Annotated in this window: 12 protein-coding genes; 3 read left to right on the top strand and 9 right to left on the bottom strand. The window is 71.9% G+C overall.

Going from position 1 to position 18,170, the window contains the following annotated elements:
* Positions 1–21: 21 nt before the first annotated feature.
* The 9 genes from ACFT9I_RS25195 to ACFT9I_RS25155 all read right to left on the bottom strand — a co-directional run bounded on the left by ACFT9I_RS25195 (position 22) and on the right by ACFT9I_RS25155 (position 14,394).
* Positions 22–1,146: an acyl-CoA dehydrogenase family protein gene (locus tag ACFT9I_RS25195; protein WP_382567693.1), complete on the bottom strand. Its 1,125-nt coding sequence runs from the start codon at positions 1,144–1,146 to the stop codon at positions 22–24.
* Positions 1,121–1,468 carry an acyl carrier protein gene (locus ACFT9I_RS25190; RefSeq protein ID WP_382567692.1) on the bottom strand — a complete coding sequence of 116 codons (348 nt, stop codon included), beginning with the start codon at positions 1,466–1,468 and terminating at the stop codon, positions 1,121–1,123. Before ACFT9I_RS25190 ends, ACFT9I_RS25195 begins: the two co-directional genes overlap by 26 nt.
* Positions 1,465–2,358 (bottom strand): 3-hydroxyacyl-CoA dehydrogenase family protein, encoded by an 894-nt coding sequence (locus ACFT9I_RS25185; RefSeq protein WP_382567690.1) that lies wholly within the window; start codon positions 2,356–2,358, stop codon positions 1,465–1,467. Before ACFT9I_RS25185 ends, ACFT9I_RS25190 begins: the two co-directional genes overlap by 4 nt.
* A 65-nt stretch (positions 2,359–2,423) precedes the next feature.
* Positions 2,424–3,530: a Rieske 2Fe-2S domain-containing protein gene (locus ACFT9I_RS25180; protein WP_382567689.1), complete on the bottom strand. Its 1,107-nt coding sequence runs from the start codon at positions 3,528–3,530 to the stop codon at positions 2,424–2,426.
* A gap of 4 nt (positions 3,531–3,534) precedes the next feature.
* Complete coding sequence (locus ACFT9I_RS25175) at positions 3,535–4,995, bottom strand: cytochrome P450 (protein ID WP_382567688.1); 1,461 nt, start codon at positions 4,993–4,995, stop codon at positions 3,535–3,537.
* Positions 4,992–6,041, bottom strand: coding sequence for a 3-oxoacyl-[acyl-carrier-protein] synthase III C-terminal domain-containing protein (locus ACFT9I_RS25170; protein WP_382567686.1), 1,050 nt, complete (start codon positions 6,039–6,041; stop codon positions 4,992–4,994). The genes ACFT9I_RS25175 and ACFT9I_RS25170 overlap by 4 nt, the downstream gene beginning before the upstream one ends.
* Before the next feature lie 50 nt (positions 6,042–6,091).
* Positions 6,092–12,181 carry an SDR family oxidoreductase gene (locus ACFT9I_RS25165; RefSeq protein ID WP_382567684.1) on the bottom strand — a complete coding sequence of 2,030 codons (6,090 nt, stop codon included), beginning with the start codon at positions 12,179–12,181 and terminating at the stop codon, positions 6,092–6,094.
* A complete protein-coding gene (locus tag ACFT9I_RS25160; protein WP_382567683.1) occupies positions 12,178–13,608 on the bottom strand; it encodes an acyltransferase domain-containing protein in 1,431 nt (476 codons plus the stop codon). The genes ACFT9I_RS25165 and ACFT9I_RS25160 overlap by 4 nt, the downstream gene beginning before the upstream one ends.
* A gap of 477 nt (positions 13,609–14,085) precedes the next feature.
* Entirely contained in the window at positions 14,086–14,394 is a 309-nt protein-coding gene (locus tag ACFT9I_RS25155; RefSeq protein WP_382567681.1) for a MarR family transcriptional regulator, read from the bottom strand.
* A 378-nt stretch (positions 14,395–14,772) separates the two neighbouring features.
* On the opposite strand from ACFT9I_RS25155, the gene ACFT9I_RS25150 reads away from it, so the two are divergent.
* From ACFT9I_RS25150 to araD, 3 genes are read left to right on the top strand one after another with little or no spacing between them, the layout of a single operon-like run.
* Positions 14,773–15,417 carry a GntR family transcriptional regulator gene (locus ACFT9I_RS25150; RefSeq protein WP_382567680.1) on the top strand — a complete coding sequence of 215 codons (645 nt, stop codon included), beginning with the start codon at positions 14,773–14,775 and terminating at the stop codon, positions 15,415–15,417.
* Complete coding sequence (locus ACFT9I_RS25145; protein ID WP_382567678.1) at positions 15,414–16,361, top strand: dihydrodipicolinate synthase family protein; 948 nt, start codon at positions 15,414–15,416, stop codon at positions 16,359–16,361. Before ACFT9I_RS25150 ends, ACFT9I_RS25145 begins: the two co-directional genes overlap by 4 nt.
* On the top strand, positions 16,358–18,121 hold the full coding sequence (gene araD / locus ACFT9I_RS25140; protein WP_382567677.1) for an L-arabinonate dehydratase: 1,764 nt from the start codon (positions 16,358–16,360) through the stop codon (positions 18,119–18,121). Before ACFT9I_RS25145 ends, araD begins: the two co-directional genes overlap by 4 nt.
* Positions 18,122–18,170 lie beyond the last annotated feature (49 nt).

The following is an 18,170-nucleotide window of genomic DNA, read 5'->3' as shown; positions in this document are numbered from 1 at the left end:
GACCGCCCGACGGCCTGACGGTCACCGCCGACTGAGCGCGTGGTCGGCCAGGATCAGCTGGCACACCTCGTTGCTGCCCTCGATGATCTCCATGAGCTTGGCGTCGCGGTACGCCCGCGCGACGACATGGCCGTCCCGCGCACCGGCCGACGCGAGCACCTGGACAGCGGCGGCCGCGCCCCTGGCCGCGTGGCCGGCGCTGACGTACTTCGCCAGCACGATGGCGGTGCCCAGGTCGGCGGCGTTCTCGTCCCAGCGGCGGCTGGCGTACTCACAGGCCCGGGTGGCGATCTGCTCGGCGGTCCACAGGTCGGCCAAGTGCCTGGCGACGAGCTGGTGTTGCGCGAGCGGGCGGCCGAACTGGTGCCGGGATCCTGCGTGTTCGACGGCCGCCGCCACGCAAGCGCGCAGGATCCCGACGCACCCCCAGGCGACGGAGATACGGCCGTAGGCCAGGGCCGTCGTCACCAGCAGGGACAGCGGCTGCCGCCCGCCGCCCAGCAGACTGCTGAGCGGCAACCGCACCTCGTCGAGCCGGAGATCCGCGTGCCCGGCCGCCCGGCAGCCCAGCGGATCGGCCACCCGCCGCAGTCGTACCCCGGGGGCCGTGCGGGGCACCACCACCACGGCGCCCTCCTCGCCCATCCGTGCGACGACCAGGAGGAGATCGGCGTACTCGGCGGCGGTCACCCACTTCTTGCGGCCGGTGAGCACCAGGGTGTCGCCGTCGACGGTGACGGTGGTCTCGATGGCCGACAGGTCGCTGCCCGCGCGCGGTTCGCTGAAGGCCACGGCCGCCGTGTCGCCGGAGGCCAGCCGAGGCAGCAGATCCGCCGCCTGTGCCGGGTCGCCGAGCCGCTCCACGGTCCACGCGGCCATGCCGCCCGAGGTCATGACGCTCCGCAGCGAGCTGCACAGACTGCCGACATGGGCGGTGAACTCGCCGCTGTCCGCGCTGCTCCAGCCGGGTCCGCCGTACGCCGAGGGGATCTGGGCGGTCAACTGCCCGGCCGCGCCGAGTTTGCGCACCACGTCCTCGGGCAGCCGGCCCGCCCGGTCCCAGTCGGCCGCCTGGTCGCCGACCAGTTCGGTGACCGCGGCGGCCGCCGCGGCGACGGCTTCACGCACCAGAACCACCGGAGCCACCGGAGCCACCGGAACCGCCACTGCCACCGGTGCCGCCGGACGCCGGCTGCCGCAGCCGTTCGACCAGCGCGGCCATCCGCAGCACGGTGCGGAAGTTCTCCATCCGCAGGTCGGCGCCACGGACGGCGATGCCGTACGTCCTCTCCAGGTGCACCACCAGCTCCATGGCGAAGAGGGAGGACAGCCCGCCGGAACCGAAGACGTCCGCGTCGGTCGCCCAGGTCTTGCCCGTCCGTTTCTCCAGGAACCGCAGCAGGTCCGTCTGGACGGTGTCGGAGCCGCCGATGGGTTCCGGCACCTGTCGGTCGGATGACGTGGTCATGCACGTTCTCCCTCGTACTCGTAGAAGCCGCGCCCGCTCTTGCGGCCGAGACGGCCGGCCCGCACCATCTCCAGCAGCAAGTCGCAGGGGCGGCAGCCTTCGTCGCCGGTTCTGCTGTGCAGCACCCACAGCGAATCGACCAGGTTGTCCAGGCCGATGAGGTCGGCGGTACGCAGCGGGCCCGTCGGGTGGCCCAGGCAGCCCTGCATGAGCAGATCGACCGACTCGGCGTTCGCGGTGCCCGCCGCGACCACCCGTACCGCGTCGTTGATCATGGGGTGCAGGAGCCGGCTGGTGACGAAACCCGGCGCGTCGTCGACCACGATCGACTGCCTGCGCAGCGTGGCGAGCAGGGCCCGCAGCGCGGCCAGGGTGGCCTCGCCGGTGTGCGTGCCCCGGATGACCTCGACCGTCCGGATCAGATAGGGCGGATTCATGAAGTGGGTGCCGATCAGATCGACCGGCCGTGCCATCGCCCCGGCCAGTTCGTCGATGGGGATCGCCGACGTGTTCGAGATGATCGGGGTGCCCGGCGCGACCAGTGCGCAGACGTCCGCGAGGACCTTCGCCTTGGCGTCGGGATCCTCGGTCACCGCCTCGATCACCGCGATGGGGGGCGCGTCGTCGGCCGTCACCAGGTCGGCGAGCGACAGGCCGGTGACCAGGGCGCCGGGGACGGCCCCGTCCGGCAGCGCGCCCATCAGCCGGGCCGTCCGCACCTGGTTGCCGATCCGCGTCGGGGCCTCGGCCAGCCGGCGCCGGTCCAGGTCGATCAACGACACCGCGACCCCGTGCCCGACCGCCAGCGCGGCGATGCCCGACCCCATCACCCCCGCGCCGAGCACCGCCAGTCGCCGCCCGGCGCCGGGCGTACCGTTCTCCGCTGCCATGTCCCCTCCCTCTCCATCCCGGCCCGGCCGGCTTCCGGGCCGGGCCGGGCCGTCGCGGCCGACGGTCACTCCTCGGAACTGCGCGCCTCGGTCCGGGCAGGCCGCGACACGAGGCCGCCCGCGGGTTCGGTGTAGAACTGCTGCGCCCACTGCCGGTAGCGGCCGATGGGGCCGTCGCCCTTGGCGAGCTTCGGGTGCTCGACGTGCTCCTGGTGGTGCCACATCAGCAGGTCGGCGCCGGTGTCGACGCTCGCCACCCGCTGGAGGACCGTGCTGAGCAGCCGGGCGGCGGGCATCGCCGCCGCGCGCCCGGCCTTCGCCGGCAGGCCGGGGACGCCGGTCAGCTCCAGCTTCGTGCCGAACCGGAGCTGGATGCGCCCCGGACTGGTCGGGGTCGCGTGGAGCATCACGTACAGGCTGCCCGCACCTCGCGGCAGGACCGTGCGTGCCGCGATGGTGGCCAGTCCGATCACCGTGAGGGTGTACGACTGGCGGGACCCGCGCATGACGGTGCCCCGGGCGGTCGCGGTGACGGTGCTGACCGGTTCCCCGGTCACCGGTGGGCCGTCGATGACGAGGTCCTTCAGACCGTGCAGGGCCGGCAGATGACCCCAGTCGAACGCGTTCTCGATGACGTCCTGCGGGTGCCCGGCGATGTCGAACGTGTCGTGGCTGAACGGCTGCCGGTCGTCCAGGGGCAGGGCCGGGACCTCCCACTCCGGGGGCAGGCCGAGCGCGTGCCACCACACGTAGATCCCGCCGTTGGCCTCGCACACCGGGTACTGCGTCAGGGACGCCTTCGGCGGCGCCTTGTCGTAGCCCGTACGTACGCAGACGCCGGCCGGGTCGAACGCGAACCGGTGGAAGGGGCAGACGATCTCCTCGCCCTCGACCGATCCGCCGACCCCGAGATGCGCTCCCAGGTGCGGGCACCGCGGCCGGACGGCCCGTAGCACGCCTTTGGTCGTCCGGTAGAGGACGACCTCCGCGCCCGCGAGGGGACGGGTGATGACGGATCCGCGTCGCAGCTCGTCGTTGAAGGCCAGGCAGAACCACCCGTTCGGGTACGGACGGGAGGGAGCGTGCAGGGCGTCGGCCGGGGTCGCGCCGAGCAGATCGGCCTTGCGGGAGGCGAGAAGGCGCTTCACCAGCGGCTTCAGGTGAGGCTTCATGGCATCACTCCTGGTGCGTCACCGGGCAGGTGGCGCCGCCCGGCTGCGTGGATGACTTGGCGGATGCGGACCGCGGCGACGCCACACGGAGCACAGCGCCGCCGGCGCCGCCCATGCGGCGCTCACTGAGCCGCAGGGTCAGCCCGCGCGAACTCAGACTGGTCTCCACCTTGGGCTTGAACGGCTCGTCGCCGACGGGGGTCAGCTCCCAGCGGGCGACGATGGCGGTGAGCGCCAGGATCGCCTCGGTGAGGGCGAATTGGTCCCCGATGCACTTGCGCGCGCCGGCGCCGAAGGGGATGTAGGTGGCCCGGTCGGGCTGAGCGCCGATCCAGCGGTCGGGGTCGAACCGGTCGGGATCGGTGTAGAGGTCGGGCCTGCGGTGCAGGAGGTACGGGCTGAGCACGATGGTGCTGCCGCCCTTGAGCCGTACCCCGCCCAGTTCGGTGTCCTGTCTGACCGCGCGCGTCATCATCCACGCGGGCGGATACAGCCGTAGCGTCTCGGTCACCACCCGGGCGGCCAGGTCGAGCGAGGGCAGGTGCTCGGCCTCCAGCCGCCCCGCCGCCAGGACGTCGTCGGTCTCGGCCTGGAGCCGGCGCTGGATGTCCGGGTTCGTGGCGAGCAGGTGCAGTGCCCAGGCCAGGGTGATGGCCGTGGTCTCCATCCCGCCGAGGAAGAACGTGAGGGCCTCGTCGGCCAGTTCGTCGTCGTTGAGCTGCTTCTGGCCGCCCTCGCTCTCCTCGTCGACCGCCGCGACCAGCGCGGAGAGCAGGTCGGCACGGTCGGTCGGATCGGCCCGCCGCTCGGCGACGATCTCCGCGATGGTGGCCGCAAGCCGGCTGCGCGCTTCGTCGTACCGGCGTTTCTGCCGGGTCGGCAGCTGGCGCAGCAGGGCCGGGGTCATCATCCGCCGGAAGAACGCGCTCACGATGGTGGCGGTGTCGGCCAGGGACTGCCGCATGGTCTCCGTCGGCAGCGAGCCGCTGAACATCGTCTCCATGGTGGCCCGCGTCGTCAGCGTCATCATTTCCTGGGTGATGTCGAGGACGTCGCCGTCGCGCCAGGATCCCGCCTTCAGCTCGGCCGCCCGCGCGAACACCGCCCCGTACCCGGCGAGCCTGGTGGGGTGGAACGACGGCTGGCACAGCCGCCGTTGCCGCCGGTGCAGGGAGTACGAGCAGGTGGACAGGCCGTCGCCGATGACCTCGCTGATCCGGTCGTAGATCGGCCCGCCCTTGTCGAAGACGCGGTCGTTGAGAAACACCTGCCGGGTCAGGGCGGGATCGCAGATCATCACGGCGGTGCTCGGGCCCAGCCGGACGCGGACCATCTTGCGGTACTCGGACAGGGACATGATGAACGCCAGCGGATCGCGCAGCAGGGGCAGTGCGTGGCCCAGCAGCGGCAGGGCCCGCGGTGCCAGCGGGATCGACGCGGTGGTCGCCGTACTCGTGTCTGTCATGGACGACTTCCTTCTGTGGGTGAGTGCCCGGCCGGTGCCGAGGTGACGGGATCGCGGGTGACTTCGAACAGTGCTGTGGTCCAGCGGAAGCCCACTCCGAAACTCACGACGAGGACGCGCTGTCCGGCCCGTAGCGTGCCGGAGCGGAACGTCCGGTCGAGGGCGAGCAGGACGTCGGACGGCCCGGCGTGGCCGAGGTGCCGGCCGTAGGTCCAGCTGGTGTCGTCGGCGCGGAGGCCGAGCCGTGAGCCGGTGAGCAGCAGGTCGAGCACGACCGACCCGATCGCGATGGGCACCACGTGCGAGACGTCCGCCGGTTTCACGTCGGCCTCGTCGAGGACGGTCTCGACGCAGCGGTGGGTGGCCCGTTGCAGCACGTCGATGTGGGGCATGAACCCGGTCTCCTCGACCGGGAACCGCCGGGCGGCCCCGGTGTACCCCACCCTGGCCCGGGTCTGCCCCTCCAACTGCGGCTCGGTGACATGGGCGGTCGCCACCAGGCGGGCGAAGCCCGTGCCTCGCGTGAGTACGGCGGCGGCGCCGGCGTCACCGGCCACATAACCCAACTCCCGCGAGTAGCCCCACCGTTCCTCCGGGAACCGGACACCGGTGGTGACCAGCGTGGCTTTCGCGGCGGGCCGGGCGGTGAGGTGTTCGGCCGCGGCGACGAGCGCGACGCCGCCGCCGTCGCTGGCGGCACCGATCTCGATCCCGGCGGTGTCCTTGCCCCCGAGCACCCGCATCAGATAGGCCGCGGGCGTGTAGTGGTCCACGTCCTGGAAGCCGGCGTGCACGAGCAGGCTCAGGTCGGCACTGGAGACGTCCGCGTGGCGCAGCGCCTTGAGGCCGGCGCGGGCCGCCATCTGCGTCGCCGTGTGGTCCGTCGAGACGGCGGCCGAGGTGAATCCGTTGAGCGCCAAGGCGGAAGGCTGCCCGTTGCCCGGCCCGCCGCGCGGCGTGTGCTCGGGTCTGATGGGGGGTACCCACGCGCCGGTCCCGGCGATCGTGATGTCCTGCCACAACACTGCTGTCTCCTTGGCTGTCACGAATCCTTGGCTGTCACGAAACGGGCGACTGCTGTCGCGAATCCTGGCCTTCACGAAACGGGCGCCTGGGGAACGCGGGGACGTGGCCGGATCAACTCCCCGCTGTGGTCCAGGGGGTGGGCGGTGACCCCGGTGATCCGGGCCAGCACCCGGCCGTCACCGGTCGCGGCGGTCAGGTCCCCGGTGGCGTAGTCGCAGTGCAGCCGGATGGCCGGGTCCTCCGCGCTGAGCAGGCAGTCGTTGCCCGGCCCGCTCAGATCGACCTCGTCGAGACCGGCCATCGGACCGACCAGCGGCGGGCTGTCACCGCGCGGTGGCAGCAGCAACAGATGCACCATCGCGTCCAGCAGGATCGTCGGTACGGTCATCCCGGCCAGGGCCGGGGCCCAGGCCTCGTGGTCCAGGCTGAAGCGGGCGCTGTTCCCGTCCGGCCCGCGCGCGTAGTCGCTGGTGCCGGCGAACGGGCCGGTGAGCGAGATCGGCGGGTCGGGCGAGTAGACCGGCATCGCGAAATCGGGTTCGGGCTCGTACGACGAGGAGTCGGGGGGCGCGGCGAGCACGGGGTAGCGATCCGCCAGCACGACCGTCGTCTCGCACAGCAGGTCGTTGAAGCGCAGCACCTTGCCGTTCTTGCCGATCCGGTGCGCCGTCATCCTGACGGCCACCTCGGTGCGACCGCGCTCGCGGCTCGTGACCCGGGCCTCCACCGCGACGGTACGAAGTGGCCCGGCGAGCCGGACCGTGATCGACGTCCGGCAGGCGAGACCGCGGAAGCCGGTGACCACCAGGTCGGGGCAGAGGGTCGCGGCCGCGGCGGCGGCTGCCTCAAGGGTGAAGGTGCCGGGCAGGGTGTACTCACCGTTGACCCGGTGGTGGCGCATCCAACGCCCGTCCCGCTCGGCCAGGGTGGCCGGGTCCCAGGTCTTGGTGAAGACGGCCCAGTTCCTGCCCCGGTACTGGACACCGTCGAGCAGCGGAGTGGTCAGCGCCGGATCCGCCGGGGCGGGCGGTGGGGCGTCGGGGGCGGGGATCCGTAGATTTCCGTCGTCGGCGTTGGCCGAGTTGCCTGGGTTGCCGAAATCGTGGGTGGTGATCCCGCGCCGGGCCAGCAGGACGCGTTCCTGTTCCCGGATGAAGAAGGCCACCCCGCCGGCCGGTGGCCGGGTCACGGCGGAGAGGAACTGCGCGCGTCCTTGCGCGGTGCTGATGTAGGCGTCCATCTGGTTGCGTTTGAGGGTCTCCCGCATGCTGACGCTGCTGGCGACACCGACCTCCCGCCAGCCGCTCCACAGGATCGCCATCTCCTGATGGCCCTTCGGTGCGTCCCGCTGGGCCTGGGCGCTCGCGTACGCCAGGTACTCGTTGACGGCGCAGTAGTCGATGTCTCCGGGCGCGGGGGCGAGTGTGGCCAGGGTGCTGAAGTTGCACCAGATACGGGGTGTGCGGCCGGCGAGGGCGCGTCTGAGGTTGCGGTAGCCGGTCGCCTTGGTGGCCCGGACCGCCCGGAAATCGGTCAGGGTCTTGGCGTGCAGCGCACGCGACCGCAGGTCGAGAACGGTGTTGATGAGCAGGTCGATCTGTCCGTGGCGGTCCAGGACTTCGTCCAGTACGGCGGCGGTGCGGTCGGCGTCGAGGATGTCGCACACGCGGTGGTGGACCCGGCCCGGACCGCACAGCTCCGCCAGCCGTCGCACCGTACGGTGCGCCTCCAGGCGTGCCTCGGCCTTCACGTAGGCGGCCCGCAGCTCACCCAGCGACGCGCCGGGGCGTCTGCGGCGTTCGGCGGCGATGAACTGGGCCTGTGGGGGCAGCGCGTCGCCGGATTCGGGCAGCGGGGTGCGGCCGATGACGTACACATGCGGCCGGTCGCTGGTCTCGGCGACCGCGTGAAGGAGTTCGGGGGTGATCCCCCGGGCGCCGCCGAAGGCGACGACGACCGCGCCGGGCGGCAGGGTGGGTTTCCCCGCCGGGAGCGGCGCCGCGGGGTCGTCGACGACGGCCAGGGTGAGCCAGTCGTCCCTGCGGCGGACGAGCGTGTGCGTCGGTACCTTGGCGCTGCCCGCCAGGGCGAGTTGGTCGAGGGCGGTCGCGGCGTCCGCCGCGTCGCTGAGCAGGATCACCCCGCCGCACTGCGGGACTTCGGCGCGTACGGAGCGGACGAGTCCGGTGAACAGCCCGCTCAGCGGGGGCGGCAGGTCGTCCGGTACGGCGCCGAGCAGGAGCGCGCCGAGTGTGCCGCCGGTACGAAGCGCGGGCAGCGCCGCCTGGAGTGTGGTGAACGTGAGGTCCTGGAGGTCTTCCAGCCGGGTGGCCTCGGCGTCGTCGTCCACGTCGTCGTGGGCGGGCAGCCGGGACAGGACCCTGATGTGGCGCGGGATGAAGGGCAGTTCGGCCAGGGCGCCGGCCGCCTCCTCGGGCGGAACGTGGTCGGCGGCCCTGACACCCGGCCGCGGCGACCAGACGGCGATGTCCGGTCCGGTGACCGCCGCGGCGAGATCCGGCGCGTCGGTGAGGACGACGGTGCCCGGTGGGATCGGCGGTGTGTCCGGGCCTCCTTCCGGCGGTGGGGGTGTCGGGACGAGACGAAAGGTCTGCCGGCGGCCGGTGAAGTCCTCGGAGTCGGAGTCGGAGTCGGAGTGGGCCGGGTCGCGGCGGTCGGTGGTGCTGGGCACCGGCTCGGTACGGACGGCCGGCGCCGGTTCCGTACGTACAGCCGCCGACTCCCCCGCCCGGCCGTGGTCGGACGGGCCGTCCGGCCGCGTGAACCGGATCAGCGGTGATCCGGCGGCGGCGGGTGTCACGACGGTGTCCGTTCCCGTGACGACGCCCTTGACGACCGCCAGCAGGGCGTCCAGCGACAGATAGGTGTGTCCGGCGCCGGCCAGGACGGGCAGGTCGTGCGCGGGCGTGGCCGGGTACGGCGGATCGGCACCTTCGATCGCGGTGGAGAGCGTGCCCAGGACGGGCAGGTCGTGCGCCAGCGCGGTGGAGCGCCGGGTGACCGCCAGGACGGCGGCGCCTTCCGCGATGGACCGGCCCTCCGGCACCAGACCGTCGAGGTGGCGGTCCCAGCCGCTGATCGGCCGCAGGCATACGGCTCCGACGAGGGCGAGGTCACAGGCCCGGTGCCGGAGCTGACGCAGGGCCAGGTCGACGGCGGTGTGCGCGGAGTCCCGCTGGGAGTAGAGGCTGGCTCCCATGGCCTGGAAGTCGTAGTAGTTGGCGGCGCGGCCCGACAGGATGCAGGACACCGCACCGGTGAAGTCGTCCTCGTTCAGGTCGCCGGGGATCACCCCCTTGGCCTCCGCCATCCCCTTCTCCAGGTACTCCCTCAGCGTCCGCGCCTGCACCGGGTCGGGCAGGATGTCGAAGGTGGTGGCGCACTCGCGGGCGTGTACCCGCAGCGCCGCCTGGGTGTTGTGCGTGGTCGGCAGCGTCGATCCGACCATCACCGCCGTGGTGGGCCGCAGGCTGGTGCCCGGCTCGCCGAGCTGCTCCAGCAGCGGGCCGAGGGCCTGGAGCATCATGAGGTGCGCGGCGTCCATGTGACGCATCGTCAGTGGCGGGATGCGTACGTCCCGTGGGGACGGCAGCGGGTACGGCGTACCGAAGCCGGACTCCGGGAGCGGACCGTCACCGCCCAGCCAGGCCGGTACCCGGGCGGCGTCCAGACCGGGCAGATGGGTGTTCCAGCCCACGACGACCAGGTCCTCCGTGTCGGTGGCCACGTCACGGCCCAGCCTCCGCGCGGGAGCGGCGGGTGACACGCGGTCGGACAGGACCACGTGCGCGTCCGCGCCGCCGAGGCCGAACGACGACACCCCGACCACTCGCGGCCGCGCGTCGTCCGTCGGCCAGGGCGCGTCCTTGACCGGCACGGTCAGCTGCTCGCCGTCACCCAGCAGGGGATGTGGATCGGTGACGACGGGCTGGCCGGGGACCGCCCCGCGTTCGAGGGCGACCAGCGCGTGCGCGACCGAGACCAGGCCCGCCAGCACACCGGTGTGCCCGAAGACCTGCTTGTTCGACGTGATCAGGCACGCCCGCTCCCGGGGCCCCAACCGGGAGAGCAGCGAGCGCAGTTCGATCTCGTCGCCCACCGGTGTGCCGGTGCCGTGTGCCACGACCCAGTCCACGTCGTCGGCCTCGACGCCGGCGTCGGCCCAGGCCCGGGAGATGGCCAGCTCCTGCCCGCGCGTGGCCGGGGCGTGGATGCCCTTGCCCCGGCCGTCGGCGGCGAGACCGGTGCCCCGGATGACACCGAGCACCCGGTCGCCGTCCGCCACGGCACGCGCGTAGGTCTTGAGGGTGAGTACGACCGCGCCCTCACCGATCAGGGTCCCGTCGGCCGCCCGGTCGAAGGGGCGTACCTTGCCGCTCATCGAGATGCCCTGGGCCCGGCAGAAGAGGGTGAACCCGATCGGCTCGATCACCGACGTACCGGCGGCCAGCGCCACGTCGCAGGAGCCGTCGCGCAGGGCCTTGACCGCCGCGTCGATGGCGAACAGTCCGCTGGCGCAGGCCGCGTCGAGGGTCAGATGCTGCGACTCGGCGGGGATCAGCCCGCGCAGCGCGTTCCGGGAGACGGACGCGGGGAGGTAGGCCTTCGGGTCCCCGCCGTCGCCGCCGTAGTGCGCGCTGATCGCGTGGTCGGCCAACTCGGCCAGCCAGTCGCCGTCCTGGCCGGCGGGGATCGCCTCGCGCACCATGCGGCGGTATTCGTCACCGAGGACGACGCCCTGGGTGCCGAGTCCCGTCTGGTCGTGGATACCGGTGGTCGCGGCGAGCCACCGGTCCGTCGGGTCTCGGCGTACGCCTGCCAGGGCCTGGACGGCGCAGTGCCGCAGCCAGCGGGTGGTCCGGGGCCATCCGGGGTGGCCGATGTTGCCGTCCGGTTCGGTGAGGGAGGCGGGGTCGGGGACGAAGTCGTGGAGGTAGCCGGCCTCGCGGACGTAGAAGGCGTCGGTCTCGGCCCGGGTGGGCGCCCAGAAGTGCTTGAGGTCGAAGGCGGACGGCTCGCTGGAGAGCAGGACGCCCTCCCGCAGGCGGTCCCAGAACTCGGAGGTGTTGTTGGCGCCGGGCAGCGCCAGGCCGAGCCCGACCACGGCCACGGCTCCTGGGTCGTGATCGGGGACCGGATCCGGGTCCGGGTCCGGCGGTCGGACCGACCGTCGGACCGACGCCGGGGTCGCGGTACGAGTCGCCGCCGGTGTCTCCACCGTTGCGGGCGGGGGCAGTTGGGTCGCCGCCGGTCGCTCGGGGGCGGGCCGGGTGGGCTCGGGCGGTGTCGTCACCTCAGCCCGCGCGGCCGGCTGACGTCGGGCGGGCGTGCTCACCTGGTCCGCCAGTCTGCTGTTCAGCCGCAGACCCTGCATCCCGCCGATGCCGATGCCTCCGTCGGCGACGATGGTCTGACCGGTGATGAAGCCGGTGTCCTCGTGCAGGAGATGGACGATCAACTTGGCCGCGTCCGGCGTCGAGAGGGTACGGCGCATGAGTTCACCGGCCCTGGCCGGGTCACCGAGCGCCGCCGCCGGATCGTCGAGATTGACGACAATCTCGCTGGCGACGGAGCCCAGCAGCACCGTGTTGACCCGGATGCCCTGGTCGACCAGTTCGAGCGCGAGATACCGGACCAGCGACTCCATGGCCGCCTTGGTGACCCCGCCGGGGCCGTATCCGGGCACCGGCTGGTGCGCCCCGACGCTGGACAGGCAGAGGATGTTCGCGCCCTCTCGTCCCGCCATCAGCTCGGCCGCACGGCGTGAACAGTGATAGGCGCCCATCACATTGGTGGACCAGGCCCGCTGCCAGTAGGTGTCGTCGATGTCGAACAGAGGCAGGAACGCCCCGCCCGCCGCGTTGTTGATCAGAATGTCCAGGCCGCCGTGCCGCTCCTGGATCTCGTCGAACATCCGGTCGATCTCGCTGGTCTTGGCCACCGACGCGCGGATGAACTCGCAGCTGTGCCCGGCTTCTTCCAGCTCGGCCCGCAGCAGCTTGGCCTGGTCGACGGAGTGGAAGTAGTTGACGATCACGTGGGCACCGCCCCGCGCCAGACGGCGGACGATGTCCGCGCCGAGGCTCTTCGCGGCCCCGGTCACGAGTGCGACCCGGCCGCGCAGGTTGTCGGAGGTCATCGCCCGGCGGCCTCCGCCCGGCCCGCCACGACGGATTCCGCGATCCGGCGCAGCGTGCCGACGGACAGCAGGGAGGAATTCGACCGCAGTTCCGGCAGGTCGAACTGGTCGGACACCCGCCCGAGCAGCACGACCTGCTTCAGCGACTCCACACCCAGCTCGGACTCCAGGCCGTCGTCCTCGCCGAGCAGGTCCGGTGGATAGCCCAGGAAGTCGCCGTAGAGCGTCTGCAACTCGGCCAGCACCGTCTCGTACTCCAACCCGTCGGACGCCGACGAGGTGACCGCGGGGGCAACGGTGGCCACGGCGGACGGAGCCGACGAAGCGGAGGGGGCGGACGGGGTGGAGGGGGCGGACGGGGCCGCCGACGGGGCGGGCTCGACCGGTCCGGCCGGCGCGGGCAGAGTCACCCGCACGACCGGGCCACGTCCGTTGCTCGGCGGCGCGGACGGACGCGGCCGGAACGGGGCTCCGCCGGCGGCCTCGGCCGACTCGGCGACCAGGGCCCGGACGACCTCGACGGGGTCGCTCTCGCTCAGCGGGACGACACACCGCACGCCCGGGATCGACGCCTCGACGAACTTGGTGACGACGGCCCACTCCCCGCACTCCACAAAGGCGTCGGCGCCCGCCGCGTGCAGCTGACGGATCGTGTGCAGCATCCGGACCCGGGAGGTGAGTGCGCCGGCGACCAGGTCGACCGGGTCGTCGTCGCCGACATCCCGGCCCAGCCAGGGTGAGCACACGCGCCAGCGCCCGGAGCCGTACGGAACCCGTGGCGCGGTCGCCCGCAGATCGCGCGCGGCCCGCGCCATCGCCGGGGTGTGGGTCGGATGCGGGACGTCCAGGGGGAGGCTCGGCCAGCCGAGCGAGTCGGCCACCCGCTCCACGTGCTCGATCAGTTGCCTGGGCCCGCTGATGACGCTCTGCCGAGGGGCGTTCTCGCAGGCCAGCACCAGATCGGGATGGTCCATCAGCCCGGCGAGCGATTCGGCCCGGCGTCCGTCCACTCCGACCGCGAGCATCTTGCCGTTCCAGCTCTGCCGGGTCAGTACCTCGGACCGGGCCACGGCCAGGCGCGCGGCGTCCTCCACCGACACGTGCCCCGCGGCGGCCAGGGCCCACAACTCCCCGATGCTCTGCCCGACGATCGCGACGGGCTCGGCGCCCTCGGCGATCAGCATGTGGTGCGTCGCGATACTGACCGCGAAGATCTCCAGATACTGCACCTCGGGGCCGCGCCGGTCGCTCGTCCCGTTGTGTTCGATGAGCCGGGTACTGATGTTGGGCAGCCCCATGTCGCGGGCCGCCTTGTCGATACGGGACAGCGCCTCACGTACGGTCTCGTAACGGTTGTGCAGATCGCGCAGGATGCCTCCGCGCGGGGCAGCCACCGTACCGGGCATGACAAAGACAGAATCCACCACGTTCATCACCCTCATCTCCGGCCCGATTGCCGGCGATGTCGCATCGGCTCAGCGGGTCCCTGAAACGCCACGACGGCGCGTTTCCTGTAAATGCGTGACTCTGAGCAGAGTTATCCCTGCTGAACGGGTTCGCTGGTCGAGGCGGCTACCCTCCTTTCGTTACGCATCTCCATGACGCAACGCCGGACGGAAATTGCGTTCCCGTCACTCGGTGCTGGTCAGGACCCCGAACTCCCCATAGAAATGGCCGGACTTCAGCGATCCGTATCGCCGAACGCCCATAGTGTGTTCCCGTACGGAACGACCTGACAAGCTTTTCGGTTCTGCTCGAAAAGAGCGCTCGAAATGCCAGAACCAGGCGGCGACGCACGCCCCCACGAGTTATCTGTGAGCACATATAAACTCGCTCAGGCATTCCAGCGCCCGAACAGCCCGCCGGGCAGCACAAGGCCGCGCGAAGTGCCTCTGTCCGGGTGTTCAGCGGGGGCAGCCCATGCCGTGGGCGTCCAGGACACCGCACCCCAGCGGGGTGAGGGCGTGGCGGACGCTGCCGCCGGTACGGCGCGTGGTGATCAGTCCCGACCGGCGCAGCACCGACGCGTGATGGGAGACCGTGGCAGCCGAGACACCCAGTCGGTGTACGAGATCGGTCGCCGTCGCGGCCGGATCGGCCGCGACGTGCAACAGCACCTGCGCACGGGTGGAGCCCAGTAGCGCCGCGAGCGCCTGCCTGCCCGCCGCGTTCGACCGACTCGTCCGGTAACCGCCGCACACACCTTGCTCCATGTCCTCTGCCGGGCCCGTCGATCGCCGCCCACGGAGGGCCGCGGACGGTCCGCCCGCACCGCCACACACGGGCCCTGCCTCCCGCGCGTACACCCCAACCCGCAACATCATCAACTGGCTGTAACCGAACGGCATATGACGCATCAGGCAGCCTGGACCAAAACGCACCACTCCGGTATAAGCCGCCGCCACCATCCACCAGGGGTGGAACACTCCGTGACCGGCACCCACTCCGGCGGCCGCCACCCGACCGCCCGCCCCCCTCGCGGAAGAACTTCTGCGCGAAGCATTGACGAAACATGTGCGCGGTCCTAGCTTCATCGCGTCGTACTTCGTACGTCATATATGAGACGCGATACGCGAGATGTGAGAGCGCCCATGGCCTTCGCTCCGAGTCCGATTCCCTCCCGCACCCAGTTCGTTCTGGAAGCGATCAAACACGGCATCCTGACCGGTGGTCTCAGCCCCGGTCAGGCCCTGGTCGAGACCGAACTGGCCGCGCGGTTCGGGGTGTCGAAAACTCCGGTCCGAGAAGCACTCAAGACGCTCGCCGGTACCGGCCTCGTCGTAATGAGCCAGTTCAAGGGCGTCACCGTGCGCACCGTCGACGCGGCCATGGCCCACGAGGTCTACGACGTACGGCTGTTGCTGGAGCCGGAGGCGCTACGGCGCTCCCTCGCCCGGCACGCCTCGCTGGACGCCGCCCGCGACGCCCTGCTCAGGGCCGACGAGGCGGTGGACCAGGCGGAACGGTCGCTCGCCAACCGGGCGTTCCACCGCGAGCTGTATCTCTCCTGCGGCAACCCGATGCTGACCCGGATGCTCGACGAGGTACGCGACCAGGCCGCGCTCGTCTCGACCGTCGCCTGGGCCGCCGACCCGTCCTGGGCGCGGGAGGCCGACGAGCACCGGGAGATCCTGCGCCTCGCGCTGGCCGGTGACGCCGCCGGCGCCGCGCTCGCCCTGCACGACCACATCGCCTCCTTCGTACGGCGGGCGTTCCCCGAGGGAGACCGCATATGACGAGCCGTCCGCCCGGTCGTACGACCGACCCCGGCCCCGGCCCCGGTCCCGACGCGTCGCGGGAAGCGCTCGCCGACGTCGTCGCGATCCCCGTCACGCCGTTCGCCGACGACGGCACCATCGACACCGAGGCGCACCGGGCCCTGCTGCGCCGGCTGATCGACGGCGGGGTGCGCACGCTCACGCCGAACGGCAACACCGGTGAGTACTACGCGCTCAGCCCCGACGAGCGCCGTACGGTCACCGAGCTGACCATCGACGAGGCCGCCGGACAGGCCACGATCCTGGTCGGCATCGGCCTTGAGGTACCGACCGCCGTGGCCGCCGCCGAGCACGCCCGGCACGCCGGGGCCGCGATGGTGATGGTCCATCAGCCGGTGCATCCGTACGTCTCGCAGGACGGCTGGATCGACTACCACCGCGCCATCGCCGAGGCGGTGCCGGAGCTGGGCGTCGTCCCGTACATCCGTGATCCGCGGCTGCGCGGCGAGAGCCTCGCGGAGCTGGGGCGGCTGTGCCCCAACGTCATCGGCGCGAAGTACGCCGTGCCGGACGCCGCGCGCTTCGCGGCCTTCGCGCGTGACGCGGGTCTGGAGCGGTTCGTCTGGGTGGCGGGACTCGCCGAGTTGTACGCCCCCTCGTACTTCGCGGGCGGGGCCACGGGCTTCACCTCGGGGCTCGTCAATGTCGCCCCGGCCGTCTCGCTGGGCATGCTGGAGGCTCTTCGCGCCGGGGACTACGACACCGCCATGAAGGTCTTCGAGCGGATCCGCCCCTTCGAGGACCTGCGCGCGGCACGGCAGTCCGCCGACAACGTGACCGTCGTCAAGGAAGCGCTCGCGGCGCTGGGGCTCTGCCGGCGCGACGTACGCCCGCCGAGCCGGGTACTGCCCGAGCCGGTACGCGCCGAGGTCGCCGCCCTGATCGCGGGCTGGCCGACATGACGACACCCGACGCGACCGCCCCCGACGCCACCGCCCCCGGCACGATCGCCCCCGAGGACCTGCGCAGCCACCAGTGGTACGGCACGGACGGACTCCGCTCCTTCAGCCACCGGGCCCGCACCCGCCAGCTCGGCTACCTCCCCGAGGAACACCTCGGCAAGCCGGTCATCGCGATCCTCAACACCTGGTCCGACATCAACCCCTGCCACGTCCACCTGCGCGAACGCGCCCAGGCCGTCAAGCGCGGCGTCTGGCAGGCGGGCGGATTCCCGCTGGAGTTCCCGGTGTCGACGCTCTCCGAGACGTTCCAGAAGCCGACCCCGATGCTCTACCGCAACATGCTCGCGATGGAGACGGAGGAACTGCTCCGCTCCTACCCCGTGGACGGCGCCGTCCTGATGGGCGGCTGCGACAAGACGACACCGGCGCTGCTGATGGGCGCCGCGTCCGTGGACCTGCCCACCGTCTTCGTACCGGCCGGGCCGATGCTCCCCGGACACTGGCGAAACGAAGTCCTCGGCTCCGGCACCGACATGTGGAAGTACTGGGACGACAAGCGCGCCGGGCTGATCGGCGACTGCGAGCTGGCCGAACTGGAGAACGGCCTCGCCCGCTCCCCCGGCCACTGCATGACCATGGGCACGGCGTCGACCCTGACGGCCGCCGCAGAGGCGCTGGGTGTGACGGTCCCCGGCGCCTCCTCGATCCCGGCCGTCGACTCCGGACACGAACGGATGGCGGCCGAGTCCGGACGGCGGATCGTGGACCTGGTCCGGCGCGGTCTCACGCTCTCGAAGATCCTCACGGCCGACGCCTACGAGGACGCCGTCGCCACCGTCCTCGCGCTCGGCGGCTCCACCAACGCCGTCATCCATCTCATCGCGATGGCCGGCCGCTCCGGCATCACGCTCACCCTCGACGACTTCGACCGGGTCGCCCGCACCGTGCCCGTACTCGCCAACCTCCGTCCCGGCGGCGCGTATCTGATGGAGGACTTCCACTTCGCCGGCGGGCTGCCCGGCTTCCTGTCCCGGCTCACCGACGTCCTGCATCTGGACCGCCCGACCGTCTCGCACGACACCCTGCGCGAACAGCTCCACGGCGCGCTCGTCCACAACGACGACGTCATACGCACGCGTGACAACCCCCTCGCCGACGAGGGCGGCGTCGCCGTGCTGCGCGGCAACCTCTGCCCGGACGGCGCCGTCATCAAGCACATCGCCGCCGAAGCCCACCTGCTGCGGCACACCGGACCCGCCGTCGTCTTCGACGACTACCGGCAGCTGCAGACCACCATCAACGACCCGGCGCTCGCCCTCACCCCGGACCATGTGCTGGTCCTGCGGGGCTCCGGCCCCAAGGGCGGCCCCGGCATGCCCGAGTACGGCATGCTCCCCCTCCCCGACTATCTGCTCAAGCAGGGCGTACGGGACATGGTCCGGCTCTCCGACGCCCGTATGAGCGGCACCAGTTACGGCGCGTGCGTGCTGCACATCGCGCCCGAGTCGTACGTCGGCGGGCCCCTCGCCCTCGTCCGCACCGGCGACCTCATCACCCTCGACGTCGAGGCGCGCAGCCTTCATCTCCATGTGAGCGACGAGGAGTTGACGAGCCGCCGGGCCGACTGGACGCCGCCGCCCGCCCGTTACCAGCGCGGCTACGGCGCCCTCTACCAGGACCAGATCACCCAGGCCGACACCGGCTGCGACTTCGCCTTCCTGGCCCGGCCGGGAGACGTACCCGATCCGTACGTGAGCTGACACACCCGTCGGCACGGCAGGAACGCACGCCCGCTTTCACCGAAGGACT

Origin of the sequence: Streptomyces sp. NPDC057137 (genome assembly GCF_042670825.1) — a bacterium.
Lineage (GTDB): Bacteria > Actinomycetota > Actinomycetes > Streptomycetales > Streptomycetaceae > Streptomyces.
The sequence above is the reverse complement of the archived record's forward strand: the minus strand, read 5'-3'. Positions and strand labels throughout refer to the sequence as shown.